At 34.1% G+C, this 25,484-nt stretch carries 22 protein-coding genes and 2 pseudogenes; 18 read left to right on the top strand and 6 right to left on the bottom strand.

What is annotated here, in order from left to right; all coding sequences use genetic code 11:
• Positions 1 to 155: 155 nt before the first annotated feature.
• From dnaN to FP432_RS06120, 13 genes are all read left to right on the top strand, one after another.
• Positions 156 to 1,286, top strand: coding sequence for a DNA polymerase III subunit beta (gene dnaN / locus FP432_RS06180; RefSeq protein ID WP_265488447.1), 1,131 nt, complete (start codon positions 156 to 158; stop codon positions 1,284 to 1,286).
• A gap of 189 nt (positions 1,287 to 1,475) precedes the next feature.
• On the top strand, positions 1,476 to 1,697 hold the full coding sequence (gene yaaA / locus FP432_RS06175) for a S4 domain-containing protein YaaA (protein WP_265488446.1): 222 nt from the start codon (positions 1,476 to 1,478) through the stop codon (positions 1,695 to 1,697).
• A 3-nt stretch (positions 1,698 to 1,700) separates the two neighbouring features.
• On the top strand, positions 1,701 to 2,825 hold the full coding sequence (recF, locus tag FP432_RS06170; protein WP_265488445.1) for a DNA replication/repair protein RecF: 1,125 nt from the start codon (positions 1,701 to 1,703) through the stop codon (positions 2,823 to 2,825).
• Positions 2,826 to 4,787, top strand: coding sequence for a DNA topoisomerase (ATP-hydrolyzing) subunit B (gene gyrB, locus FP432_RS06165; RefSeq protein ID WP_265488444.1), 1,962 nt, complete (start codon positions 2,826 to 2,828; stop codon positions 4,785 to 4,787).
• Positions 4,788 to 4,801: 14 nt separating this feature from the next.
• Positions 4,802 to 7,294: a DNA gyrase subunit A gene (gene gyrA / locus FP432_RS06160; protein WP_265488443.1), complete on the top strand. Its 2,493-nt coding sequence runs from the start codon at positions 4,802 to 4,804 to the stop codon at positions 7,292 to 7,294.
• A 175-nt stretch (positions 7,295 to 7,469) separates the two neighbouring features.
• Positions 7,470 to 7,766, top strand: a complete 297-nt coding sequence (gene rpsF / locus FP432_RS06155) for a 30S ribosomal protein S6 (protein WP_117118256.1) — start codon at positions 7,470 to 7,472, stop codon at positions 7,764 to 7,766.
• A gap of 35 nt (positions 7,767 to 7,801) precedes the next feature.
• Complete coding sequence (gene ssb, locus FP432_RS06150) at positions 7,802 to 8,323, top strand: single-stranded DNA-binding protein (RefSeq protein ID WP_265488442.1); 522 nt, start codon at positions 7,802 to 7,804, stop codon at positions 8,321 to 8,323.
• Between the two features lie 24 nt (positions 8,324 to 8,347).
• A complete protein-coding gene (gene rpsR, locus FP432_RS06145; RefSeq protein WP_008471430.1) occupies positions 8,348 to 8,584 on the top strand; it encodes a 30S ribosomal protein S18 in 237 nt (78 codons plus the stop codon).
• Positions 8,585 to 8,700: 116 nt separating this feature from the next.
• Positions 8,701 to 9,621: a magnesium transporter CorA family protein gene (locus FP432_RS06140; RefSeq protein ID WP_265488441.1), complete on the top strand. Its 921-nt coding sequence runs from the start codon at positions 8,701 to 8,703 to the stop codon at positions 9,619 to 9,621.
• A gap of 122 nt (positions 9,622 to 9,743) precedes the next feature.
• On the top strand, positions 9,744 to 11,762 hold the full coding sequence (locus FP432_RS06135; protein WP_265488440.1) for a DHH family phosphoesterase: 2,019 nt from the start codon (positions 9,744 to 9,746) through the stop codon (positions 11,760 to 11,762).
• An 11-nt stretch (positions 11,763 to 11,773) separates the two neighbouring features.
• Positions 11,774 to 12,229: a 50S ribosomal protein L9 gene (rplI, locus tag FP432_RS06130; protein ID WP_265488439.1), complete on the top strand. Its 456-nt coding sequence runs from the start codon at positions 11,774 to 11,776 to the stop codon at positions 12,227 to 12,229.
• 5 nt (positions 12,230 to 12,234) lie between these two features.
• Entirely contained in the window at positions 12,235 to 13,614 is a 1,380-nt protein-coding gene (gene dnaB, locus FP432_RS06125) for a replicative DNA helicase (protein ID WP_265488438.1), read from the top strand.
• 68 nt (positions 13,615 to 13,682) lie between these two features.
• Positions 13,683 to 14,567, top strand: coding sequence for an ROK family protein (locus tag FP432_RS06120; protein WP_265488437.1), 885 nt, complete (start codon positions 13,683 to 13,685; stop codon positions 14,565 to 14,567).
• Between the two features lie 55 nt (positions 14,568 to 14,622).
• On the opposite strand, the gene FP432_RS06115 is transcribed toward FP432_RS06120, so the two are convergent.
• Together FP432_RS06115 and FP432_RS06110 are read right to left on the bottom strand one after the other, a co-directional pair.
• On the bottom strand, positions 14,623 to 15,777 hold the full coding sequence (locus FP432_RS06115) for an Mbeg1-like protein (RefSeq protein ID WP_265488436.1): 1,155 nt from the start codon (positions 15,775 to 15,777) through the stop codon (positions 14,623 to 14,625).
• Positions 15,778 to 15,910: 133 nt separating this feature from the next.
• On the bottom strand, positions 15,911 to 16,612 hold the full coding sequence (locus FP432_RS06110) for an MgtC/SapB family protein (protein ID WP_265488435.1): 702 nt from the start codon (positions 16,610 to 16,612) through the stop codon (positions 15,911 to 15,913).
• A 120-nt stretch (positions 16,613 to 16,732) separates the two neighbouring features.
• Between FP432_RS06110 and FP432_RS06105 the strand changes: the two genes are divergently transcribed.
• Together FP432_RS06105 and FP432_RS06100 are read left to right on the top strand one after the other, a co-directional pair.
• Positions 16,733 to 17,113 (top strand): iron chaperone, encoded by a 381-nt coding sequence (locus FP432_RS06105; protein ID WP_265488434.1) that lies wholly within the window; start codon positions 16,733 to 16,735, stop codon positions 17,111 to 17,113.
• A 30-nt stretch (positions 17,114 to 17,143) separates the two neighbouring features.
• Complete coding sequence (locus FP432_RS06100) at positions 17,144 to 18,100, top strand: zinc-binding alcohol dehydrogenase family protein (RefSeq protein ID WP_265488433.1); 957 nt, start codon at positions 17,144 to 17,146, stop codon at positions 18,098 to 18,100.
• Positions 18,101 to 18,173: 73 nt separating this feature from the next.
• Here FP432_RS06100 and abc-f read toward each other — a convergent pair.
• The 4 genes and pseudogenes from abc-f to FP432_RS06080 form a co-directional block, all read right to left on the bottom strand.
• Positions 18,174 to 19,676, bottom strand: a pseudogene (gene abc-f, locus FP432_RS06095) (ribosomal protection-like ABC-F family protein).
• Positions 19,677 to 19,965: 289 nt separating this feature from the next.
• A pseudogene (locus FP432_RS06090) lies at positions 19,966 to 20,139 on the bottom strand (alpha/beta hydrolase); the annotation flags it as partial.
• A 61-nt stretch (positions 20,140 to 20,200) separates the two neighbouring features.
• Positions 20,201 to 21,424 carry an ATP-binding protein gene (locus tag FP432_RS06085; RefSeq protein WP_265488432.1) on the bottom strand — a complete coding sequence of 408 codons (1,224 nt, stop codon included), beginning with the start codon at positions 21,422 to 21,424 and terminating at the stop codon, positions 20,201 to 20,203.
• Positions 21,425 to 21,720: 296 nt separating this feature from the next.
• Complete coding sequence (locus FP432_RS06080) at positions 21,721 to 22,440, bottom strand: alpha/beta hydrolase (RefSeq protein WP_265488431.1); 720 nt, start codon at positions 22,438 to 22,440, stop codon at positions 21,721 to 21,723.
• Positions 22,441 to 22,625: 185 nt separating this feature from the next.
• On the opposite strand from FP432_RS06080, the gene FP432_RS06075 reads away from it, so the two are divergent.
• From FP432_RS06075 to FP432_RS06065, 3 genes are all read left to right on the top strand, one after another.
• Positions 22,626 to 23,732: an ATP-binding protein gene (locus FP432_RS06075; protein ID WP_265488430.1), complete on the top strand. Its 1,107-nt coding sequence runs from the start codon at positions 22,626 to 22,628 to the stop codon at positions 23,730 to 23,732.
• A 55-nt stretch (positions 23,733 to 23,787) separates the two neighbouring features.
• Positions 23,788 to 24,180: a MerR family transcriptional regulator gene (locus FP432_RS06070; protein WP_265488429.1), complete on the top strand. Its 393-nt coding sequence runs from the start codon at positions 23,788 to 23,790 to the stop codon at positions 24,178 to 24,180.
• 230 nt (positions 24,181 to 24,410) lie between these two features.
• Positions 24,411 to 25,457 (top strand): LLM class flavin-dependent oxidoreductase, encoded by a 1,047-nt coding sequence (locus FP432_RS06065; RefSeq protein ID WP_265488428.1) that lies wholly within the window; start codon positions 24,411 to 24,413, stop codon positions 25,455 to 25,457.
• Positions 25,458 to 25,484: the final 27 nt, after the last annotated feature.

Genomic DNA, 25,484 nt, shown 5'->3' with positions numbered 1-25,484 from the left:
AACTTTTGAGTTTTTCCACACGTTTTTTACAAGCACTTTGCTTTATTCTTTATAGTTAGCTCTAGTTTTCAACATAATCCACTGGACCTACTACTACTTCTATATATTTAATATATAATTAAATAAAAGGTATTCGAAAAAACAGGAGGTAAACGATGCAATTTACAATCAATCGAAATTTGTTCCTGGAAAATTTAAATAATGTTATGCGAGCAATTTCTTCAAGAACCACTATTCCAATTTTAAGTGGTATTAAATTAGACTTATCCGAAACAGAACTAGTTTTAACTGGTAGCGATACTAATATTTCTATTGAAATAAAAATTCCAGTTAATGATGATTTAAAAGTTAAATCAACGGGATCTATAGTTTTACCTGCTCGTTTTTTTAGTGAAATCGTTAAAAAGTTGCCTGGTAAAGACTTCTCTTTTGAAGTTAAAGAAAGTTTTCAAACAAAAATCACTTCAGAAAATACAGAGTTTATGATTAATGGTTTGGATGCAAATAATTATCCACGATTACCAGAAATCCCTAATGATTCTGCTTTTACATTATCTGGAAAGACTTTTAGAGATATCATTAATGAAACAGTGTTCGCAGTAGCTAATCAAGAAAGTCGTCCAACTTTAAATGGTGTAAACTTTAACTTTAGTAAAGACCAAATTAAAGCTGTAGCGACCGATAGTCACCGTTTAGCGCAAAGGACAATTAAATTAGAAAATGGTCCTGAGACTAATGCAACATTGGTAATTCCAGGAAATAGTTTAGTTGAATTTTCACGTATTATTGGTGAAAGTGATCCAGAAATCACAGTAACCCCTGGAGAAAACCAAGTATTATTCACTATTGGAAACTTAGCATTCTATTCTCGTTTACTAGAGGGCTCATATCCAGATACTGATCGTTTAATTCCTACTGAATCTACTACAGAAGTAGAATTTGATTTATCAACGCTTGCTCGTGCACTTGATCGTGTAAGTTTGTTAACCCACGAAAGTCGTAATAATGTGGTTAAATTGAACTTAGATACTGAAAATCAAACAGTTAAGATGACTGGTGATTCTGCTGAAATTGGTAATGTAGAAGAAGAACTTCCCTTTAAAAAATTGACTGGTGAAAGTTTATTAATTGCTTTTAATCCAGATTACTTGCGTGATGCTTTAAGAGCTTCATTTACTGATTCAGTAGTCATGAATTTCACTCAGCCTTTACGTCCATTTACTGTGATTCCTGGCAAAGATGACGTGGAATATACCCAATTAATTACTCCAGTAAGAACTTTCTAATTTTTTGTGAATATTAAATCTATGATTTTTGTTTTAAAAGCTGAAAAAGGCAAATTTAGCCTTTTTCAGCTTTTTTTGTTGGTTTTAATACAGGGATATTACGAAGCCTAAAAGCCGCTCAGAAGGCTTAATCACATTGCGAAAGCTTAAAAAAAACTGTATAATAACGTGTTGTAACAAGGTAATGGGGTGAGTACAATTAAAGAATTTATAGTTAAAGGTGAATTTATTACTTTAGCCCAATTTTTAAAGGAAGAAGCAATCATTTCGTCGGGTGGACAAGCGAAGTGGTATCTGCATGATAATCCTGTCAGACTAAATGGCGAACTAGAAAATCGTCGTGGAAAAAAGTTACATGCAGGTGATACTTTAGAAATTCAAGGGGAAGAGTACAAGTTTATTACGGAATAATTAATGTATCTTGAAAATTTAACTTTAAAGGATTTTCGTAATTTTTCTGATCTTCAAATAGATTTTGATCCGAATATAAATATTTTTATTGGTCAAAATGCCCAAGGTAAAACTAATCTACTTGAAGCAATATATTTTTTAGCACTAACTAAATCTCATCGAACCAATAATGATAAAGAATTGATTCGCTTTGGAAGTAAATTTGCTGGGATGCAAGGACATCTTCATAAAAGCCAAATTGAAGTAGATTTACGTTTAAGACTTACTTCTAAAGGGAAGAAAGCATGGGTAAATCGCTTAGAACAAAAAAAGCTGTCTGGTTATGTGGGCCAAATGAATGCGGTCTTATTTTCACCAGAAGATTTGGCATTAGTAAAGGGTGCTCCTTCAATTCGACGACATTTTATGAATCTGGAATTTGGCCAAATTAATCCAGAATATTTGTACTTCTCTAGCCAATATCGTCAGATATTACAACAGAAAAATAATTATCTAAAGCAACTTTCAATTGGAAAAGCTAAAGATAAATTATTTTTAGACGTATTGTCTGATCAATTGGCTGGTGTGGGCGCAGAAATTATTTCTAGAAGAATAAAATATGTAAGTTTGTTAAACAAATATGCTCATGAAGCCCATCAACAAATTAGTGGGAAAAAGGAAAATTTATTAGTGCAATATCGGCCTTCAATTACTGGAATTGAAGTAGATGATAACGTTGAAACAATCTACCATAAGGTTTTAGATAGTTTTCAAAAAAATAAGAATACGGAAATTCGAAAGGGCACTACTCTGACTGGACCGCATCGAGATGATTTAGAATTTTTTATTGATGAGAAAAATGCTCATGACTATGCATCTCAAGGGCAACAAAGGACAATTGCTTTAAGCATGAAGTTAGCTGAAATTAATGTGGTTCATCAATTAACAAATGAATACCCCATTTTATTGTTAGATGATGTTATGAGTGAGCTTGATCATACAAGACAGAGTAGTTTGTTAAGTTATATCCATGGAAAGACGCAAACATTTATAACTACTACTGATTTAGAAGGTATTTCTTGGGAAATTGTTAAAGCTCCCAATGTTTTCCAAATTAGTAATGGTGTTGTGACGAAAGAGGAGAATTAAATGGCTGAAGATAAAAATAATTTAAATGAGGCTAAAGAATTTGAAAAAAGAGCCGATAGCTATGATGCTAGTCAAATTCAGGTTCTAGGTGGTCTTGAAGCTGTTCGTAAGCGTCCTGGTATGTATATTGGATCAACTAGTATTCAAGGGTTACACCACTTAGTTTGGGAAATTATAGATAATAGTATTGATGAACGTTTAGCTGGTTTTGCTACTCAAATTGAAATCACAGTTAATGAAGATGGTAGCGTAACTGTACAAGATGATGGTCGTGGTATTCCAGTTGATATTCAAAAGAAAACAGGGCGTCCAGCGCTAGAAACTGTCTTTACCGTGCTTCACGCTGGTGGTAAGTTCGGCGGTGGCGGATACAAAGTATCAGGTGGTTTGCATGGGGTTGGTGCTTCCGTTGTTAATGCTCTTTCAACCAAGTTAGATGCTACTGTTATGCGTGATGGTAAAAAGTATACGATTGCTTTTGATCATGGTCGTGTAGTTCAAGAAATGAAAGAAGTCGGCGAAGTTCCATTAGAGCAACATGGTACAATTGTGCACTTCTATCCTGACCCTGATATTTTTACTGAAACAACAGTATTTGATGATAAAGTATTAAAAAATAGAATTCGTGAATTAGCCTTTTTAAATAAGGGATTAAAATTAACTTTTACTGATAAGCGTAAAGAGACTGCTGAAACAGATGTATATCACTTTGAAGGTGGTATTAAAGAGTACGTCTCCTTCTTAAATAAGGGGCAAGAAATTTTATTTGATGAACCCGTTTATGTCGAAGGAACTTATGATGGAATTGATGTGGAAGTGGCTCTTCAATATACTACTGGCTACAAGACCACGATGATGACCTTTGCTAACAACATCCATACCTATGAAGGTGGAATGCATGAATCAGGGTTTAAAACAGCCTTAACTCGTGTAGTGAATGATTATGCACGCAAATCAAAGATCTTTAAGGATAAAGACGATAATCTTTCTGGTGAAGATATTCGTGAAGGAATGACAGCAGTTGTTTCTGTAAAACACCCAAACCCTCAATTTGAAGGCCAAACTAAGACAAAATTAGGTAACTCTGATGCAAGAGCAGCCGTAGATAAGGCATTTTCTGAAACTTTTAGTAAGTTTTTGATGGAAAATCCCCAAGTTGGTCGTAAGATCGTTGAAAAGGGTCAATTAGCTGCACGTGCTCGTGTTGCCGCCAAACGTGCTCGTGAAGTTACTCGTAAAAAATCTGGTTTAGAAATTGCTAACCTACCAGGTAAATTAGCTGACAACACTAGTAATGACCCTGAAATTTCAGAGTTGTTTATCGTCGAAGGTAACTCAGCCGGAGGATCTGCAAAGCAAGGACGTTCGCGTTTAACTCAAGCTATTTTGCCAATTAGAGGTAAGATTTTGAACGTTGAAAAAGCTTCAATGGATCGAATTTTAGCTAACCAAGAAATCAGATCTTTATTTACTGCTCTTGGTACTGGATTTGGTGCAGACTTTGATATTTCTAAAGCCCGCTACCATAAGTTAATTATCATGACTGATGCCGATGTGGATGGTGCGCATATTCGTACTTTATTATTGACGCTCTTCTATAACTACATGCGCCCAATGATTGAAAAGGGATATGTTTACATCGCTCGTCCACCTCTGTATCAAGTACGTCAAGGTAAGGTTATTAAGTACCTTGATACTGATGAAGAATTAAAAGATTATCTGGGTACACTTCAACCTAGTCCAAAACCAATCGTTCAACGTTACAAAGGATTAGGGGAAATGGATCCAGAGCAATTATGGGAAACTACTATGAACCCAGAAAACCGTCGTTTAGATCGCGTGAGTCCTGAAATGGCAAAAGACGTTGACGAAGTGTTTGAACTTTTGATGGGTAACGAAGTTTCTCCAAGACGTGAATTTATTGAAAAGAACGCTAAATACGTAGAAAATCTAGATGCATAGGAGGGTAGTAGTAAATGGCTGATGATAATCAAATGCAAGACCATAGAATTCGAAATGTTGATTTAACTCAAACTATGCGTAGTTCTTTCTTAGACTATGCTATGTCAGTTATTGTGGCCCGTGCTTTACCAGATGTTCGTGATGGAATGAAGCCCGTTCAACGTCGTATTTTGTACGGTATGAATGAATTAGGAGTTACACCAGATAAGCCTTACAAAAAATCTGCCAGAATTGTTGGGGATGTAATGGGTAAGTTCCACCCTCACGGTGACTCATCAATTTACTTAGCGATGGCTCACATGGCGCAAGATTTTGCTTATCGCTATATGCTAGTTGATGGACACGGAAACTTTGGCTCTGTCGACGGTGATGAGCCAGCTGCCATGCGTTATACCGAAGCAAGAATGAGTAAAATCACGCTAGAAATGCTTCGTGATATCAATAAGGAAACTATTGACTGGGTTCCTAACTATGATGGAACTGAAAATGAACCTGAAGTTTTACCAGCTCGTATTCCTAATCTTTTGGTTAACGGAGCTAGTGGTATTGCGGTAGGTATGACTACTAATATCCCGCCTCATAACTTAGCTGAAATTATTAGTGGACTTCACATGTTAATGGAAAATCCAGACGTAACAGTGAAAGAATTGATGCAAGTAATTCCAGGACCAGACTTTCCAACTGGTGGGATTGTAATGGGACGTAGTGGTATTTACCATGCTTATGAAAGTGGTAAAGGTAATATCGTAGTACGGGCCAAAACTAACATTGAAACCGAAAAAAATGGTCGCGAAAGAATAGTTGTGACTGAACTACCTTATTTAGTCAATAAGGCAGAATTAGTTAAAAAGATTGCAGAATTAGCACGTGAAAAAGTAATCGATGGTATTACTGGCGTGCGTGATGAATCCGACCAGACTGGTATGCGGGTAACAATTGACATTAGAAGAGATGCTAGTGCTAGCGTTGTCTTAAATAATCTATTTAAGGAAACTCAAATGCAGGCAAACTTCGGTATTAATATGGTGGCCATTGTTAATGGCGCTCCTCATTTCTTGACTCTTAAAGAAATGTTGCAATACTATTTAGACCACCAAGAAGATGTAATTACTCGTAGAACAAAATTTGACCTCAAGAAAGCAGAAGCTCGAGCTCATATTCTTGCAGGTTTGAGAATTGCACTGGATCACATTGATGAAATTATTACTATCATTCGTGGTTCAAAGACTAGTGACATTGCTAAGGCCCAATTAATTTCACGCTTTGGTTTAGACGATCGTCAATCACAAGCTATTTTGGATATGCGTTTAGTTCGTTTAACTGGCTTAGAACGAGATAAGATTGAGGGCGAATACCAAGATTTACAAGCAAAAATTGCTGATTACAAGGATATCTTAGCTAAACCAGAACGTATTGATAAAATTATCTATGATGAATTACTTGATATTCAAAAACGCTTTGGTGATGAACGTAGAACTGAAATTGCAGCTAGTGAAGTTGTCTCAATTGAAGATGAAGATTTAATTGAAAGACAAGATGTACTTTTGACTTTAACCCATAACGGATACATTAAGAGAATGCCAGCTAGTGAATTTAAGGTTCAAAACCGTGGTGGTCGTGGAATTAAAGGTATGGGTGTGCAAGATGATGACTTTATTAATCATTTAATCTTCTCAAGTACCCATGATTTCCTTCTGTTCTTTACTAATCTTGGTAAAGTTTACTCTAAGAAAGCCTATGAAATTCCAGAATTTGGGCGTAATGCTAAAGGTTTACCAATTGTCAACTTACTCCAATTAGATAAGGGCGAAAAGATTCAAGCAGTTATTAATATTCCGGAAGAAGCTGATGATAACTACTTATTCTTTGTAACTAAATTAGGTACTGTAAAGCGTACGCCAGTTTCTGAATTTGAAAATATTAGACGAAGTGGTTTGATTGCATTAACATTGCGTGATCATGACGAGTTAAACAATGTTTTAACTACTGATGGTAATCAAAATATCTTCATTGGAACTCATTTGGGTTACGCTGTAACCTTTAATGAAAATGATGTTCGTGCAATGGGACGTACGGCTGCTGGGGTACGTGGTATTAATTTACGTGATAACGATTATGTTGTTGGTGCAGAAGTACTGGATCCAGAATCTGAAGTATTAGTTATTTCAGAAAATGGATATGGAAAACGTACTGCAGCGAGCGAGTATCCAGTTAAGGGTCGTGGTGGTAAAGGTATTAAAACCATCAATGTGACTGAAAAGAATGGTCCATTAGCTGGTGTAACGGTGGTTAATGGAGATGAAGATATCATGTTAATCACTGATGCTGGCGTCATGATTAGATTTGACGTAAATGATGTTTCTCAAACAGGTCGTGCCACTTTGGGTGTTCGTCTAATTAAAGTTGATGATGGTGCTAAAGTAGCAAGTATAACTCGTGTGGCCTCAACAGAAGACGATGAGGATAATGATACTTCAGAAAATAATAGTGAGAATTCTGAAGAATAAAAGAAAAAAGAATCATTTTACGTAATAATTAATGAGCAATGTGCTCAGGATCACGTGAAAAAAGGTTTGTAAATTTTTAGAATTATGGTAAAATCAAGCATTGTGAGTAATAATATTCATTACTCCTTGTTCTTGATTTACAAGAACCATTTAGTCCAAGAGGAGGTGCATTTTGATGGCAAAGACTAAGTACGAAGTTACTTACATCATCAAGCCAGATATTGATGAAGATTCAAAGAAGGCATTAGTTGAACGTTATGACAAGGTTGTTAAAGACAATGGTGCTGAAGACCTTGACTCAAAAGATTGGGGTAAGAGACGTTTCGCTTACGAAATTGAAAAATACCGTGAAGGTACTTACCACATTTTAACTTTTACTGCTGAAAACGCAGATGCCGTTAACGAATTCGGTCGTCTTTCACGTATTGATGGCTCAATTCTTCGTTCAATGACTGTTAAATTAGACAAGTAATTGATTATTCGTGAATTAGGAAAGGGGACAAAAGTATGATTAATAATGTTGTACTTGTTGGCCGTTTAACACGTGATCCTGATTTACGTACTACTGGGAGTGGAATCTCAGTTGCTACGTTTACCCTTGCTGTGGATCGACAATATACCAATAGCCAAGGAGAACGTGGTGCTGATTTCATCAACTGTGTAATTTGGCGTAAAGCTGCAGAGAATTTTGTAAACTTTACTTCAAAAGGATCACTTGTTGGAATTCAGGGTAGACTGCAAAGTAGAAGCTATGATAATAAAGATGGGCAACGTGTTTATGTGACTGAAGTAGTCGTAGATAACTTCTCATTTTTAGAATCACGACGTGATCGTGAGAATCGTCAAGCTAATGGTGGTAACACAAACTTTGCTCCACAAAGTAATGATGCCCCAAGCACAAATAACTTTGGAGGCAATAGTGCTCCAAGCACTAATAATGCTACTCCAAGTTCTACCCCACAACCACAAGATCCATTTGCAGATTCAAGCAATTCAATTGATATTTCAGATGATGATCTTCCATTTTAATTTTAGATAGAAAGGATCTTTGACATGGCTCAACAAAGAAGAGGTGGCCGTCGTCGTCGTAAGGTTGACTACATTGCTGCTAACCACATCGACTACATCGACTACAAAGACGTTGATTTGTTGAAACGTTTTATCTCAGAAAGAGGTAAGATCTTACCACGTCGTGTAACTGGCACTAGCGCAAAGAACCAACGTAAGTTGACTGTTGCTATTAAGAGAGCTCGCGTTATGGGCTTATTGCCATTTGTTGCAGAAGACTAAGCAATACAGATCAAAACAAATTATAAAAAGAGTACGCAAAGTTATTGTGTGCTCTTTTTAATTTGATTTTTCTAAGGTATTATAAATTAGTGTATTAAAAGAAAAGAGGGATAGGGATGATTATTAAGCAAACCTTACCTGGGGATTATGATTTTGATTATAAATGGTTCGATATTTATAATCTTGATGAACATGATAGTGAGATTTTGAAAGATAAATTTCATTTAACGAGTGAAATAATATCTTATATTTCGGATATTCATGAACGTCCTCACTTTGATCACGATTACATAACTAATAGTGATTTATTTGTTTATGATGTCCCTCTTTGGCCAACTTCAGATACTGATCACTTTACGAGTTTACCAATAAAATTTTTAATGGTTCATGATATTTTATTTACGGTTCATACGCCGGAAACGACTTATATGATTGAGGAGTTTAAAAACACCGCTCCAAAAGATATTCATAGCAATAAAGAATTGGTATTTGCGATTTTGTTTTCAGTCACTAAGTATTTCCAAAGAGCTTTAAGTCAATTGAATAGTCAACGTATTGTACTTGATGCTCATTTGAGTGGTAGTAAAATTAAAAATCGTGATCTTCAAGAACTAGCACAAGTAGAAAAAAGTTTGGTTTTCCTTTCAAGTTCAATTAGAACTAATTTAATGATGCTTGAAAGTTTAAAAAATAAAAAATCAGGCTTACATATGAATGCTTCGGAAGAAGAAATGTGTGACGATATTATCATTGAGGTACAGCAGGCTTCACAAACGGTAAAGATCTATAACGAAGTTACTGAAGAAATTTCAGCAACCTCAAATAATATTTTGAATAATAACCTAAATGACACAATGCAGTTTTTGACTGTCTGGTCATTGCTTTTAACTGTTCCAACTATTGTAACTGGATTTTTTGGAATGAATGTATCTTTACCAATTTTAAATAAGCCAATTGATTGGGTAATTATTACGATTGGTACAATTGCTGTAATGGCTTGGCTGCTTTGGTATTTAAAGCGTCATAATATGTTTTAAAAAATAATATAAAGAAGATAGGTTGATCTTAAAAATGGATGGCTTATCTTCTTTTTTTATTACGGCTTTGATAGGGTATAATATAAGTTAACGCAGCGTACAGTAATTAGGAAGGAATCTTTATGAAAGATTTTTTACGAAAATTAGAATTACCTGCATTTATTAAGGATTCAAGATTAACAGCATCAATTTTTATTGTCCTAGCTCTTTCATTGTTGGGAGCAATTATTGGATTTATTATTAGTCCCTTATATGGAATAGCTATGTTACTGTTGTTCTTGTTAACCTGTATTTTTGCAGTTTATGGAACCTACGTTTTAGCTAATAATGCAAATAATTATGCCGCTAACTTGTCTTATCGTATTAAACGAGGAGAGCAAGAAGCGATGATAAAAATGCCTCTGGGTATTTTGCTTTATGATAAAGATGAACAAATTCAGTGGGTTAACCCATATTTACAACTTTACCTAAAGAATAAGGATTTAATTGGTTCTTCAATTAAATCAGTTGATCCGGAACTTTATGAATATATTCAAGATGCAATTACTGATAAAACAATCCAAAGTAAAGTAATTGATTTGGCTAATCATAAGTTCCAAATGATCGTACAAGATGATTTAGGTGTTGTATATCTTTTAGATGTAACTAAATATGCCAATATTGAACAAAAATACAAAGAACAACGTTTGGCAATTGGCTTAATCTTTATTGATAATTATGATGAATTAAGCCAATCAATGAGTGATGAAAATCTTACTGATATGAGTTCATATGTGCAAAAAGCACTAAATGCTTATGTAAAACAATTTCATGCTTATTTAAAACGAATTGATGAGGATCACTTTATTCTTTTAACTCATATGGCAGACTTAAAAAAGATGGAGGAAGACAAATTCTCTATTTTAGATAAAGTTAGAAAGGACTCAAGTCGCCGTAATACACCGTTAACACTTTCTGTAGGAATTGCATTTGGATCAGAAAGCTTAAATGAAATTGCTAAACAAGCACAATCCAATCTTGATTTGGCTTTAGGTCGAGGAGGAGATCAGGTTGTTGTTAGACAGCCTGGGGAAAATGCTCGTTTTTATGGTGGGAAATCTAACCCAATGGAGAAACGAACTCGAGTTAGAGCACGAATGGTTTCGCAAGCAGTTGAAGAATTATTCAAGGGCGTAGACCATGTTTTTGTTCAAGGACATCGGAATCCTGATCTCGACGCCATTGGTTCTGCTATCGGAATTGTTAAAATTGCCAAAATTCATGGCGTAGATGCACATGTGGTATTGGATACAGGGGATGTTAACTATGATGTTGGTCGTTTGCTTGCAAAGATGAAGGATGCTGGAGTAGATAAAGATATGTTTATGACACCAGCTGAGGCTCTTAATAAGGCAACAGATGACTCATTATTGGTATTAACAGACCATTCAAAATTATCAATTACCTATAGTCAAGATGTGTATGAACGCTTAAAGAGTCGCTTAATTATTATTGACCACCATCGTCGGGGAGAAGAATTTCCTGAAAATCCAATGCTGGTTTATATTGAGCCTTATGCTTCATCAACTTGTGAGCTAGTAACAGAAATGATAGAGTATCAGCCACAAGGTGGTGAGGGAGTTCTTAATAATCTTGAAGCTTCAGCAATGCTAGCTGGTATCACAGTTGATTCTAAGGAATTCTCATTACGAACTGGAACTAGAACCTTTGATGCAGCAAGTTATTTAAGATCAATTGGTGCTAATTCAGAAGTGGTAGCAGAATTATTAAAAGAAAACATTAATAATTACTTACAACGTAGTCACTTAGTTTCTACAATTGAAATGATGAATTCAACAATGGCTTTATTAACGGGTGAAGATGATAAAATCTATGATTCAGTTATTGTCGCTCAGGCAGCCGATACAGCTTTATCCTTAGAAGATGTAGAAGCAAGTTTTGCTATTGCGCGTCGTAGTAAAGATGAGGTTGGAATTTCTGCGCGTTCTACTGGTAAAATTAATGTTCAAATTATAATGGAAAAACTAGGTGGCGGAGGACACTTATCCAATGCAGCCGCTCAATTAAAAGATGTCAGTGTTGAAGATGCAAAAAATCAACTCTTAAAAGCAATTAATGAATATAGCGCAGAAAATGAATAGGAGGGCATAAAATGAAAGTTATTTTTGTAAAAGACATGAAGGGTAAAGGTAAAAGAGGAGACGTTAAAGACGTTCCCGATGGCTACGCACAAAACTTTTTAATTAAACGTGGTTTTGCCAAAGAAGCTACTAGTAGCAATTTAAATACCTTAAAACGTGTTGAAAAGGCTGAAAAGGATGCTTATGAAGCAGAAAAGGCAGAAGCACAAAAAATTAAAAGTAAGCTTGAGGATGATAAAACGGTCGTTGAATTTAAATCAAAGGCTGGCACTGATGGACGTTTATTTGGTTCAATTTCTGGGAAGAAAATCATTGAAGGCTTAGATAAGCAATTTGGAATTAAACTCGATAAACATAAATTAGCATTACCGGAACCAATTAAGGCATTAGGTTACACTAACGTACCAGTTAAATTATTTAAAGGTATTGAATCAACCATTAGAGTACATATTACGGAGCAAAATTAAATAAAATGGACAATCTTGTTTCCCAACAAATTCCACATAATAGCGATGCAGAAAAGGCGGTCTTAGGTGCCGTCTTTTTAAATCCTGAGGCAATTATTGAGGCTTCAGATATTGTGCAACCGGACGATTTTTATGAAAGAGCTAATCGGATCGTTTTTCAGGCGATGCTCAATATTGCAGATCGTGGGGATGAAATTGATCCTGTTACATTGCAGGATGAACTAAAAAAGAATAATCAGCTTGAAGATATTGGTGGTATTGCTTATGTTTCAGAGCTTACTCTAGCAACGCCAACTGCTGTCCACGTTACTTATTATGCGAACATCGTAAAAAGACAAGCGCTGTTGCGAAATCTAGTAACTACTAGTCAAAGAATTATTCAAAATGCTATTAGTGGGTCTGATGATGTTACTGACATTCTCGATGATGCTGAGAGTGCTATTTTGAACGTCTCTCAAGAAAATAATGCAGGGGGCTTTAAGTCTATCCATGAGGTCTTAAATGACACTGTAGAGGCCATTAATAATATTCCTGAAGACGGCAATGCGGTAACGGGCTTACCAACCGGGTTCCAAGAGCTAGATAAAATGACTACCGGTTTTCATGAAGATGAGCTAATTATTTTGGCTGCTCGTCCTGGTGTAGGTAAAACTGCGTTTGCCTTGAATGTAGCACAATTTGTAGGCCTGCACACAGATAAGACTGTGGCCATGTTTTCTTTGGAAATGGGGGCTGACCAATTAGTACAAAGAATGCTGGCATCAGAAGGATTAATTGATTCGCAGCATTTACGTACAGGACAGTTGACTGAAGAAGAATGGCGTAAGCTAGTAGTTGCCGCTGGATCATTAGATCGAACCAATATTTATATTGATGATACGCCTGGAATTAAGATGAGCGAAATTAGGGCTAAATCACGTAGATTGGCTAAGGAAAAAGGCAATCTAGGTTTAATTGTAATTGATTATTTACAATTAATTGAAGGACCACGTAGTGAGTCACGTCAACAAGAAGTTTCAGCTATTTCACGTCAATTAAAGAAGTTAGCTAAGGAACTTAAAATTCCTGTTATTGCTTTGTCACAGTTATCACGTTCAGTGGAACAACGTCAAGATAAGCGACCGGTTTTATCTGACATTCGTGAATCTGGATCTATCGAACAGGATGCTGATATTGTTGCTTTCCTCTATCGTGATGATTATTATCGTGATGAAGGTGAAGAACAAGATAGCGGAGAAATTACACCTGAAGATGATAATGGCGAAGTTGAAGTAATTATTGAAAAGAATCGTTCTGGTAGTCGAGGAACAGTAAAATTGATGTTCTCCAAGCCGTATAATCGCTTTTCTAATCTTGACTATGCTCATGATGTACCTAATAATTAGCCTTTGAAAGCGCTACATTTACTGATATAATGTGATAAATAATTAATTAAGAAGAATGGAGATTAGTAATGCCTCAAAAAAACTTTTTAGGAAGTATTGAAGCTGGCGGAACTAAATTTATTTTAGCCGTTAAGGATACTGAAACCGGAGAAATTGTAGCTAAAAAACGAGTACCTACTACTAATGCTAAAGAAACTTTACAAAAGAGCTTGGACTTTTTTAAAGAGCATCCAGTTGATGCATTGGGAATTGGAACATTTGGGCCAATTGATATTAATCAAAATTCTCGTACTTTTGGATATATTTTAGATACTCCTAAGCGTGGCTGGTCTGGCACTAACTTTAAGGGATTTTTTGAAGATAATCTACATATTCCAGTAGTAATGACTACTGATGTTAATGCTTCAGCTTATGGCGAATACATTGCTCGTGGAAAAGATAATGACAAGACTTATTACTACATTACAATTGGTACTGGAATCGGAGCCGGAATTGTTCAGGGTGGTAAGTTTGTTGGTTTAAATAATCACCCAGAAATTGGTCATATGTTTATTCGTACTTATCCAGGGGATGATTATGCTGGTAATTGCCCATTCCATGGTAATAAATGTGCTGAAGGGATGGCTGCTGGCCCTACTCTTAAAGGACGCACTGGCATTGCTGGTGAAGATCTACCAAGAGACAATAAAGTTTTCACTTATTTAAACTATTATGTGGCCCAAGTGCTCTACAATTCATACATGGCAATGCGTCCTGATGTAATGGTTGTTGGTGGTTCGGTATTAAATGAAGATGACTTAAAGCAAGTCAGAAAATACTTTGATGAATTTAACAACAACTATGTTGCTACACCTGATTTAGATGAACTTATTGTTCGTCCGGCTGTTGCTGATAATGGTTCAGCTACTTTAGGTGATTTTGAATTAGCTAAACAAGCTTTAGAAAATAAATAAATCTAATAAAAAATGCTTCCTATTTAGGAAGCATTTTTTAGTTTCACGTGTAACATTATGAACCTTCGTATGAATCAAGTACGATTGGTCCTTTACTTGAGTCGTTACTTAAAGGATCAAGTAGTTCACCTTTGTGAATGAAGGGGATATGAATATGACCACGACTAGTAGAAGCAAGATCAGTAACTATCTTATTAGCTAGAAGTCGAATTTCAGGATCAAGAGCTAAATAAGCATGACTAAATTGAATAGCGCCACGTAATTTGTGGGCAGTTAGTTGATTTAATTCAGTAATGTTTTCATCTTCTAGAGTAGTAAAGAGTGCCATCCAAAGTTCTTCGCGTTGCTCACGTGGAATAGCAGTGTTCCATGAAATTAGCGAATGACGGATTACGCGACTAGCTGTATTTAAGCCTTTAGGGGCTAAAACAAAACCGTTACGAGCTACTCGCCAGCGACGTGGATCATGTTGGTTGACCATATGAACATCACTGGATACTACCAATGTACGCTCTGGGTGGTCTAACATCATACCAAAGATCGAACCTTCTGGAACATAGGTAATCATCTTTGGAATCATTCGTTGAAAGGCAGGAGAAGAATAAGTAGATTTCATAAAGCCAGGACCATCAAAGCTATAGGCCTTAATCATGCGATCTTCATCACCAATTGGTAAACCTGTGACAGAATAAGTAGCTAAATTACCACCCTTAGAGTGCCCAGTAGTGTAAATTCGATCATTAGGAAAACGAGTAGCAATTTCTTTTAAATAGTCTGCTGCAACTGTTTGACCAACAATTTGTGGTTGATAAGACATATTAATATCTTCAGTTAAACCAATCATTGAACCATCAGTACCACGAAAGCTTACGAGAATTGTATTTTTATCTAGACGTAAAGTCATAGCTGTAAATTGTACTGCTGGTTCTTTTTGTTGCTTATCGGTCCAATCAAGAATTTCTAGATCTTTGTAGCGAGCACTAAGCGGTATTAAATGTAGGGTAGTGGTATCAGTAGTATTAAGTTGATAAGGCTTAGTACGTTTGTAAAGTAATCTTTTAGAAGCTTCTTCAAGGGTATGATTAGCAACTGATTCATCGAAAGGAAGATAAGAAAATGTAGCAAAAAATGCTGCATCAAGACTATTAAATGGATCTTGTTCAAAAGTAAGGTCGCCACGCCAGCGAACATAATCAAGTAATTTTGGCATAATAATCTCCTTTCTGATTTTTTCTGACAAATTAATTCTAATAGTTTTTTGTGAATATAGTTAGTACAAAGACTTTAAAAGTACAAAAAAACTGGCAGAAAACTCTGTCAGTTAGTAATGAGTTAAATAATTTTTACATTCCGCCACGATTATGAATTACGCGGTGAATATCTTGGCATTTTTCAAGTGACATAATAATGTCATTTTCATCTTTACGGTTTTTGATAACACCATCAACATTAATCAAAATATGGTCAGATGAAACATCTAAGATTTTCATACTAATTTGTTCAACTTCATTTTCTTGAAGCTGTTTTTTGACATCTTGTAAGATGTTAGGACTGTTATTAGCATCAATCTTCGCATTGAAACGAACATGCAAGATAATAAAGTTGATGAAAGAATCATCGTGGAAAAGAATTTGAATAAAGAAGAGGAGAACGGTACAAATAATACCGATGAAGTACATGCCAGCACCGATTGCCATACCAATAGCAGCGGTTGCCCAAACTCCAGCGGCAGTTGTTAATCCAGAAACCTGCTCTTTACGAACTAAAATTGTACCTGCACCAATGAAGGAAATACCGGTAACGATTTGAGCAGCAATTCTTGAAGGATCAAGGGCAATGTTATGTAGGTTCAAAATATCAAAGAAACCGTATTTAGAAACTAACATGAATAGAGCTGCTGCTACAGCAACCACCATGTGTGTACGCATACCAGCACTTTTACGCTGAGTAGCTCTTTCATAACCAATTGCTCCACCACAAAGTGCCGCAATTAAAAGACGACAGAACCAATCTATTTCGGTTGAAAATGAAGTAAATACAGACATAAATTCTCCTTTTGTTACATACTGGTCTTTATTGTAGCCCTTTTTTGAATATTAATATAGGCGTTTTAGAAAATATGGTAAACTAAATAAAATTATATTCTTGGCGAAAGGAAGTTTTAAATGAATCAAATTGATGAATATTTGGCAAATATTTCTGAAGAAAATCAACGTGCAAAATTAAGTAAGCTTTTAAAGTGGGTAACAAAAACTTTTCCTAATTTAGAATTACAAATTAAATGGAAGCAGCCGGTTTTTACGGATCATGATACTTATATTATTGGTTTTAGTGTAGCTAAAAAACATCTTACAGTTGGACTAGAAACTAGAAGTTTACAACATTTTGTTCCTCTTTTAGAGCAAGAGGGAATTAAGCATGGCACGAATACTTTTCAAATTGCCCTCACAGATGAAATTCCCCATGATTTACTTACTAAGATAATTAATTATATTATTGAGGATAAAAAAGAGATAACGACTTTTTGGGATAAGCGAAAGGATTAGAACATAAATATAAAGTAGGAAGGCTTTATAATGAAAGCTGTTATAATTCATGAACCAGGTGGCCCGGAAAAATTAATGTATGAAGATGTCCCAACACCCACTATTAAGCCAGGATGGTCTTTAGTAAAAATAAAGGGTTTCGGAATTAATCATTCAGAAATTTTTACCCGTAAGGGCTTATCACCAACTGTTGAATTTCCTCGAGTTTTGGGAATTGAATGTGTCGGAGTAATTGCCGAAACTACTGATCCTGAACGTTTACCAGTAGGACAAAAGGTAATCTCTATCATGGGAGAAATGGGACGAGATTTTGATGGCTCCTATGCAGAATATGCACTTTTACCAAATAAACAAATTTATCCAATTACTACTAATTTAGACTGGGCAAGCTTAGCAACCATACCGGAAACATACTACACCGCTTTTGGGTCATTACTTAATTTAAAAATAGAGCCTAGTGACACTATTCTTGTTCGTGGAGGTACTAGTGGAGTAGGAATTGCGTTTACAAAATTAATTAAGGCACAATATCCTCAAATTAAAATTGCTGGTACGTCACGTAGCTTAGCTAAAGCTGAGGCTATGAGAGAAGTTGGCTATGAAGAAGTTGTAGTAGATAAAGATGGAAAATTACAAACTTCTAAGAAATTTGATAAAATTCTAGAATTAATTGGTCCGAAAACTATTAAAGATAGTTTTAAGCATACAAATGAAGGCGGAATAGTTTGTTCAACAGGTGAGCTTGGTAATGAATGGTACCTAAATCACTTTGATCCTATCATGGATATATCGCCAAATGGCTATTTAACAAGTTTCTATTCGGATAATGTTGATCAGAATAGAATTAATGAAATGTTTGCTTATATAGAAAAATATCATGTTGATGTTAAACCAGAAAAAGTCTTTGACCTTGAGCATGTAGCTGATGCTCATCGCTATTTAGAGGGACAAAATAGCTTTGGAAAAGTTGTTGTGGTAGAAAAGTAGAATTAATAAAGGGTCACAAAAGTTTAGTGCTTTTGTGACCCTTTTAATACTGGCTAAATACTCAATTTATGCTTTATTTTGTCGGTTTTAAATTGATTTTGGTTTTAGCTACTTGGTTAATGAAGTATTGGTCGTGTTCAATTAAAAGCATCGCCGGCTGTTTTTCCTTTAATAATTTAATAAGTTGATCTTGATTAAAAATATCCAAATAATTAGCCGGTTCATCCCATAAATATAAATTCGCTTCCTCCACTAATGATTTAGCAAGGGCAACTCTTTTTTGTTGGCCCATGCTCATGGCTTCGATCTTAAGTTAAAAATCTTTTCGAGGAAATCCCATCTTTTTTAAAATATTGAGTAAGTCATTGTAGGAAATATGATATTTATTAGCAAAATTTTCTAATGTACCAGTATAACTAGAGAAGTCTTGGGGTAAGTAAGAAATTTTCAAATTATTACTTAGAATAACTTTTCCTGAAGCCTGGAACGTATTTTTATTTTGAATAAATTTTAAAAGGGAGGACTTGCCTGAACCGTGTTGTCCTTCAAGTGCAACAATTCCATGATTTTTAATTAGTAAATTTAAATCTGTAAATAACTTTTTCTCTGAAATCTTTAAACCAAAATGCTGCAATTCAAGTAAGGTTTGATGATAGTTTGGAACAAAATTCATTGATAGGGCAGGAGCTTGTTCAATATTATTGAGCAAGCCTTCTTTGTCATCAATTTTTTTATTTAAACGATGCGCCATCGTCTTAGATCTTTTCATAATTTTGGCAGCTTTATGCCCATAGTATCCCTTATTAATATCAGCATGAATCTCATTATTATGGGCAGCCGCAGTTTTGTTTTTCTCAGATTTTTTAGAGAATTGTTTAACTTGAGCTGCACTCTTTTTTAGGGAGGCAATTTCATGTTTTAGCTTAACATTTTTGCTTTGGTTAAATTCATCACGCTTCTTTTTAGTATCTTCATAAGCTGCAAAATTACCTTGATATAAGTGAATTTCACTATTTTCGATAGCTAAAATATGATCGCTGATTTTATTTAAAAATTCACGATCATGGCTTACGACAATGTAGCCTGATTTATGCTTTTTCAGATAATTTATGATCTGAATACGATTGTTTTCATCCAAATGGTTAGTGGGTTCATCAATTAAGGTAAATGAATTTTGATCTACAAAGGATAAGGCCAAGAGAACCATAGTTTGTTCACCACCACTTAAAGTATTAAATGGTTGCCAAAGCAGATCAGTATCTATATTCATTAAATTTAATTCACGTTGTAACTGCCATACTTCAAATTCTATTTGCTCTTGTAATTCATACAATACGATATTAGTAGGATTTTTAATTTTAATTGGAAAGTAGGAAAAGTTTAATTTTGATTGGATTTTCCCGTGACCTTTAAGCTTTTTACATAATAAGTTCAAAAAGGTTGTTTTACCACGGCCATTTCGTCCTACTAAGCCTAATTTCCAAGCACTGTCTAAATTAAGGTTAAGATTATTAAAAATATTTTTACTATTGTCTTCATATCTAAATGAAAGATTGCTAATTCTGATATTGCTCACTAATTAATCACCTCATGCAAAAAGAGCCTACACTTTGCACAAGTATAGACTCTTCCCCTTAAGATAATTAAAGATATTTTATGTATAAAAAAGAAGGATTACCGTCTACATTAATCTTGGCAAAAGTGCATAGTAGTCTCTTAAATAAAAGAAAAATTATTTAACTACACTTATTGCAAGATTAAATAACGCAACGGCAATCCTTCTTTCTTTAGTAAATTTCAATTGATGAGATGATTATAACTTATGAAATAATCCTTGTCTAGATAATCAAGGTAAATTGAATTACTTATTTGTTTACTTTATTAAGCCAAGTAATGAGCAAACGGGCAATTTGTTTTTGTTGGTTAGCATTGGAAACAGTGGCATGCCCGTCACCTTTTTGCTGACCATAAGAGCCAAAACCGCCGTGATTACCACCCTTAATTGTTTGATAACTAGTAGTTTTAGGAAGATATTTTTTTACTTAAATTTCAATTTAAGTAGTATGGAGAGACAAAATATTTTACTTCAATTGCTTTTCATTAATCTTTCCTTTTATTTAGCAACCAATCGATCAAATTGAGCTTCTGAATTCCATTATAATTTGCTGTCTTATTAAATGAATCAAGCGTTAATAAATATTTTGGATAAGAATCCCTTATCATCTCTAAAGAACGCAGTTCTCGGCTTAATACATTTTCATCTAAAGTTGAAAGTGCTACCTGATAATAAGTTGGATGATTATCAATATCAATACCGACAAAATCTACTTCATATCGCTTGTTCTCACCAACATAAACAGCTTTAAAGCGTCTTAATAATTCTAAATAGACGATATTCTCAATAATATGTCCAAAGTCTTGTTGGTGATCTGGCAAAAGAATATTTCTAATTCCCATATCAACACCATAATACTTGCTTGGACTATTTAATAAATGTCGGCCATGTACATCATATCTTGGTGCTTCATACATTAACAAACTATCAAGAATTCCACCCAAATATCGATCAATTGTTTTATTACTTGTGCTATATCCACCACTTTTTAATGTATTAGTTATCTTGTTAATCGAAATTTGACTACCAATATTGGAATAAAGACTTTGTATTAATCTTTCCAAGATTGGTGTATCTTTTACGTTCAATCTTGATACAATATCTGTTAACACTATTGTCGAATATACTCCCTGTAAATATTCATTTCTTTCCTTAGAATTATCTGTAAACAAGGTATAAGGAAATGAGCTCTCAAGATATTTATTGAACATATCATTGTTATCGGTGAACAGATTATTTTGTTTATGCCAAATTACAAACTCTGAGAAAGATAATGGTAAGATTTTAAGTTCAACATATCTTCCTGTTAATAGCGTAGCTATATCACCACTTAAGAAATACGCATTGGATCCGGTTAAATAAATATCAACATTACTTTTCAAAAATAAGGAATCTACAACTCGTTCAAAATTTTTGACATGTTGAATTTCATCTAAGAAGATATAGTATTGTTTATCATTTTTAATTTTTGATTCTAAGTAATCATAAAGTTTATATGGATTACGCAGTTCGTCGTATTTCATATTTTCAAAATTGATGTTTATCAGTTGATTCTCAGCTATTCCTTGAGATTTTAATTGTTCTCTGAAAAGATAAAATAGAGTAGACTTTCCCGCTCGTCGAACACCTGATACTACTTTAATAATATTTTTGTCTTTCCATCGAGTTAAGAAATCAAGATATTCAGGACGAGCAACATATTTTTCCATAAGACACCCCGCACTTAAACATAATGTACTAGATCTATTTAAATATTATCATTATTTGGAGTTAACTCCAAATAAATCATAAAAATAGCATTTTTTTGGAGTTAACTCTAAATTTTTATGAGGAGGATATATTTTTTAATAAACTATAATGAAATAAATATTTACAAATTACATAAAAAGCATCTACTCTAGCATCAAACTAGATAGATACTTTTCGTAACCAGTAAGATTAAAAAATGTTTTGATTACATATTGCTGCTCTTGATCGTCAGAAAAACTTAGCTTCAGAATATTTTTTATTTACTAACCTTATTAAGCCAATTAATTAACAAGCTAGCCACTTGTTTTTGTTGGTTAGCATTGGAAATAGTAGCTTGCCCGTCACCTTTTTGTTGACCATAAGAGCCAAAACCACCGTGATTACCACCCTTAATTGTTTGATAACTAGTAGTTTTAGGAAGATATTTTTTATTTGCTTGGTATTTTTGCCAATTTAAAACTTTATCATGACTAGCAGTAATGGAGAGAACATTTAAATTAGTTTTATCTAAGCGTCCTTTTTCATCTGCATAAGCACCAAGTAAAAAAATACCACGAAGATGCTTGTTATGGGTGTTATGAGCATACCGACTAGCCATTGCTCCACCTAAAGAGTGACCACCAACAACGTAATTGTTATTTTTACCAGCTAATTTGTCAGCAGCATTAACGTTAAAAAATGCCATGTTTAAAGGAAAGTGAACGATTTTAACGCTATAACCAGCAGCTGCAACTTGTTTAGCCCAGATTGAATAAGAGTCTGGTGCAACGAGAGCTCCGGTGTAGAAAATAACTGTCATTTTGTTGTGTTTGGCTGGAAAGATCGTGGTATTGTCTACATGTTGGGCACTGCGAGCTACTCTTTGAGCTGAAGCAGAAGGACGATAAGTTGAAAAATGTACCCATCCAGCTGCAACTACTAATAAAACTGCAATTGTACTAATAATACCGATAATAATTTTTTTAACTTTATTCATTAATTTTTGTCCTAACTTTTCTAATTTGGTGAGTATCATTACTGTAAATTATGCCTTATTTTAAGTGAGTTTGGTAAGTATTTTGTAAGATACACAGAGATACACAAAATAAATTAAGATACACAAAGATACATAAAGATACACAAAAAATGGTAAGATATATGAAAGAAAGGAAGTGGAAGAAAATGAATAATCCATTTAATCCAAGCTTTGGAAGAATACCAGAGATATTCCTAAATCGTGGCCAATTAATTGATGAAGTGACTGATGAATTAGAGAATCCTAATAGTCCGTATAAAATATCCATTGTGTATGGAACACGTGGAGTAGGGAAAACAACTTTTTTAACTGAAGTTGGACGCAAAATTAAGGAGAAAGATAATTGGATAGTAGTTAATCTGGCAATGGAATCAAATTTGTTAGCTACTTTAATTGATAACTTGTATATTAATTCTTCTTCAAAGTTAAAAAAGATTCTTCAGTCTATTGATGGCTTATCATTTTCTGCTTTTGGTTTAGAATTATCTACTCAAATAAAGCATACATTATCAACTTATCAAGGTATTCTAACTCAAATGCTTTCACAATTAAGAAAAGAAGGAATAAAAGTATTAATTACAATTGATGAAGTTAAAAGTACGAAAGAATTAAAAAATTTTGCTTCTTATTATCAATTATTAAATCGAGAAGATTTTCCTGTTGCACTAATGATGACGGGATTACCAGAAAATATTTCAGAGCTTCAGAATGAAGACGTAATGACTTTTTTATTAAGAGGTAAAAGAATAGCATTATCTTCGTTAAATTTGAGTCAAATTGAATATAGCTATCAAACTGTATTTAATGCAGGGAATTATGAGATAGCACCAAATATTTTGCATAAAATGGCAATCATGACTAAGGGTTATTCATATGCTTTCCAACTTTTAGGTTATTTAGTGTGGAATGGTGCAAAAGATAAGAAAGTAATTAATCAAGAAATAATTGATAAAATTATGCCAGAGTATTTGTTGGAATTAGATCAAAATGCTTATACAAAAATTTTTGATAGTTTATCAAAGCAGGATAAAAACTTTTTATATGCAATGGCACAAAGCGATAAAAATCATGTTCAAATTAAAGAAATTCGTGAGAAATTACAACGACCAAGTAATTTTGTAGCTAATTATCGTAGACGCTTATTAGATGATCAGGTTATTCAAGCTACAAGTTATGGAGAAGTAGCATTTATACTACCTTACTTTAAAGACTATGTACTTAAGCAGTATCAGTTTGAACAGGAATTAGAGTAAAAACTATTGACCTGAAGTTAACTCCAAGTAGTAAGCTAAATTTAAGGAGGATACAATGACAGCTTTAACTATTACTCAAGTTAGCAAAAAATTTGGCTTAACTACTGACACCTTAAGATATTACGAACGAATTGGTTTATTACCGACTGTTCCGCGCCAAAAAAATGGCAATCGTTATTACCCACAAGAAATTATAGATTGGATAGAATTAGTTGTTTGCCTGCGACATTCTGGCGTACCAATTGAAAAGTTAATTGACTATGCTCATTTGCTCTCTTTGGGGGATGCAAGTCTAAAGGCTAGAGAAAAATTATTGCAAGAACAGCTAGATAATTTAAAACAAAAAAGAGAAGAATTAGATAATTCTATTGAACGTCTTAGTTATAAAATTGATCTCTATAAAACAGGCAAGATAAAAGATAACAATTATTTTGTAAAACATAAGTAAGAAAATAATTGGGTATCTAAAACAAAAGACTCTTTTGAGAATAAAAGGATAGATTTTTAGTACTCTTAATTAATAAAACGTCGATTTGTCGATAATTACTATAGAGTTGATTATCCTTTATTGATAAATAGCTTATTTGGCATTTTTCTTTTCCTAAAATCAAATTAATTGACTAACTTTTTGTAAGTCAATACAATGAAGAAAAAGAGTATAGAGAATGGGGAAAGAAAATGAAAGTATCTATTTTAAATTTGGTGCCTTTAAGACAAGGTGATACTCAACGTGATGCAATTGAAAATATGATTGCATTAGCTCAAAAAGCAGAAGACTTGGACTATGAACGTTACTGGATTGCTGAACACCATAATAGCAAGTCAATTCTTAGTTCAGCTACGCAAATTTTAATTGATCAAACTTTAATGGCAACTAAGAAAATTAGGGTTGGCTCTGGTGGGGTAATGTTACCAAATCATAGTCCTTATATCGTGGCTGAACAGTATGGAACTTTGGCTACTCTTTACCCTAATAGAGTAGATTTGGGACTAGGTCGTGCTCCTGGAACAGATATGAGAACAGCACAAGCCTTAAGAAGAACTGAAACAACTGCTCATTTTCCAGAAGAGGTACAAGAATTAGCAGGATATTTTGATGATACAAATTCAGTTCATGCTTATCCAGCTGCTGGAGTAAAAGTCCCTATTTATATTTTGGGATCAAGTACTGATAGTGCGCATTTGGCAGCACGATTGGGATTGCCTTATGCTTTTGCTTCACATTTTGCCCCTGATATGTTGATTGATGCAGTAAAAATTTATCGTGACGAATTTAAACCATCAAAAGAACTAGAAAACCCTTATGTAATTGTAGGGGCTAATGCTTATTTGGCTGATACAAATGAAGAAGCTGAGCGCTTAAGCACTACTCAGACTCAAGCCCTTGCTGGTTTAGTATCTAATAATTTTTTGCCTTTACAACCACCTGTTGATAATGATGATCAAGTTTGGGACAAAATAAGAGAGGTAGATAATAAAGATGTACCAAATTTTGGACCAGTACGGTTTAATGCCGACGCAATTATTCATAAAAAAAGACAAATCGCTGAAAATATGGCAAAGGTAACTTTTATCGGTGATAAGGCTAGTGTGAAAGAACAAATTGAATATCTTCAAAAGTATGTTCAATTCGATGAATTAATGGTTAATAGTTATATTTATGATATTAAGGCACAGTACTATTCATATAAATTATTAAAAGAAGTAGTAGATGCAATTAATTAGCGTCTTAATAAAAGGTACTAAATGTTA

Source organism: Lactobacillus sp. PV034, from assembly GCF_014522305.1.
Classification (GTDB): Bacteria; Bacillota; Bacilli; order Lactobacillales; family Lactobacillaceae; genus Lactobacillus.
This window is presented reverse-complemented; position numbering and strand designations above follow the sequence as displayed.

Bases quoted from the DNA above. Each gene is read 5' to 3' on its own strand.
- FP432_RS06070 (WP_265488429.1), top strand. From the start codon at position 23,788: ATGACAGCTTTAACTATTACTCAAGTTAGCAAAAAATTTGGCTTAACT.
- FP432_RS06110 (WP_265488435.1), bottom strand. From the start codon at position 16,612: ATGTCTGTATTTACTTCATTTTCAACCGAAATAGATTGGTTCTGTCGT.
- rpsF (WP_117118256.1), top strand. From the start codon at position 7,470: ATGGCAAAGACTAAGTACGAAGTTACTTACATCATCAAGCCAGATATT.
- FP432_RS06065 (WP_265488428.1), top strand. From the start codon at position 24,411: ATGAAAGTATCTATTTTAAATTTGGTGCCTTTAAGACAAGGTGATACT.
- gyrB (WP_265488444.1), top strand. From the start codon at position 2,826: ATGGCTGAAGATAAAAATAATTTAAATGAGGCTAAAGAATTTGAAAAA.
- ssb (WP_265488442.1), top strand. From the start codon at position 7,802: ATGATTAATAATGTTGTACTTGTTGGCCGTTTAACACGTGATCCTGAT.
- recF (WP_265488445.1), top strand. From the start codon at position 1,701: ATGTATCTTGAAAATTTAACTTTAAAGGATTTTCGTAATTTTTCTGAT.
- rpsR (WP_008471430.1), top strand. From the start codon at position 8,348: ATGGCTCAACAAAGAAGAGGTGGCCGTCGTCGTCGTAAGGTTGACTAC.
- FP432_RS06120 (WP_265488437.1), top strand. From the start codon at position 13,683: ATGCCTCAAAAAAACTTTTTAGGAAGTATTGAAGCTGGCGGAACTAAA.
- gyrA (WP_265488443.1), top strand. From the start codon at position 4,802: ATGGCTGATGATAATCAAATGCAAGACCATAGAATTCGAAATGTTGAT.
- dnaB (WP_265488438.1), top strand. From the start codon at position 12,235: ATGGACAATCTTGTTTCCCAACAAATTCCACATAATAGCGATGCAGAA.
- dnaN (WP_265488447.1), top strand. From the start codon at position 156: ATGCAATTTACAATCAATCGAAATTTGTTCCTGGAAAATTTAAATAAT.
- FP432_RS06075 (WP_265488430.1), top strand. From the start codon at position 22,626: ATGAATAATCCATTTAATCCAAGCTTTGGAAGAATACCAGAGATATTC.
- FP432_RS06080 (WP_265488431.1), bottom strand. From the start codon at position 22,440: ATGAATAAAGTTAAAAAAATTATTATCGGTATTATTAGTACAATTGCA.
- FP432_RS06115 (WP_265488436.1), bottom strand. From the start codon at position 15,777: ATGCCAAAATTACTTGATTATGTTCGCTGGCGTGGCGACCTTACTTTT.
- FP432_RS06085 (WP_265488432.1), bottom strand. From the start codon at position 21,424: ATGGAAAAATATGTTGCTCGTCCTGAATATCTTGATTTCTTAACTCGA.
- FP432_RS06105 (WP_265488434.1), top strand. From the start codon at position 16,733: ATGAATCAAATTGATGAATATTTGGCAAATATTTCTGAAGAAAATCAA.
- FP432_RS06100 (WP_265488433.1), top strand. From the start codon at position 17,144: ATGAAAGCTGTTATAATTCATGAACCAGGTGGCCCGGAAAAATTAATG.
- rplI (WP_265488439.1), top strand. From the start codon at position 11,774: ATGAAAGTTATTTTTGTAAAAGACATGAAGGGTAAAGGTAAAAGAGGA.
- FP432_RS06140 (WP_265488441.1), top strand. From the start codon at position 8,701: ATGATTATTAAGCAAACCTTACCTGGGGATTATGATTTTGATTATAAA.
- FP432_RS06135 (WP_265488440.1), top strand. From the start codon at position 9,744: ATGAAAGATTTTTTACGAAAATTAGAATTACCTGCATTTATTAAGGAT.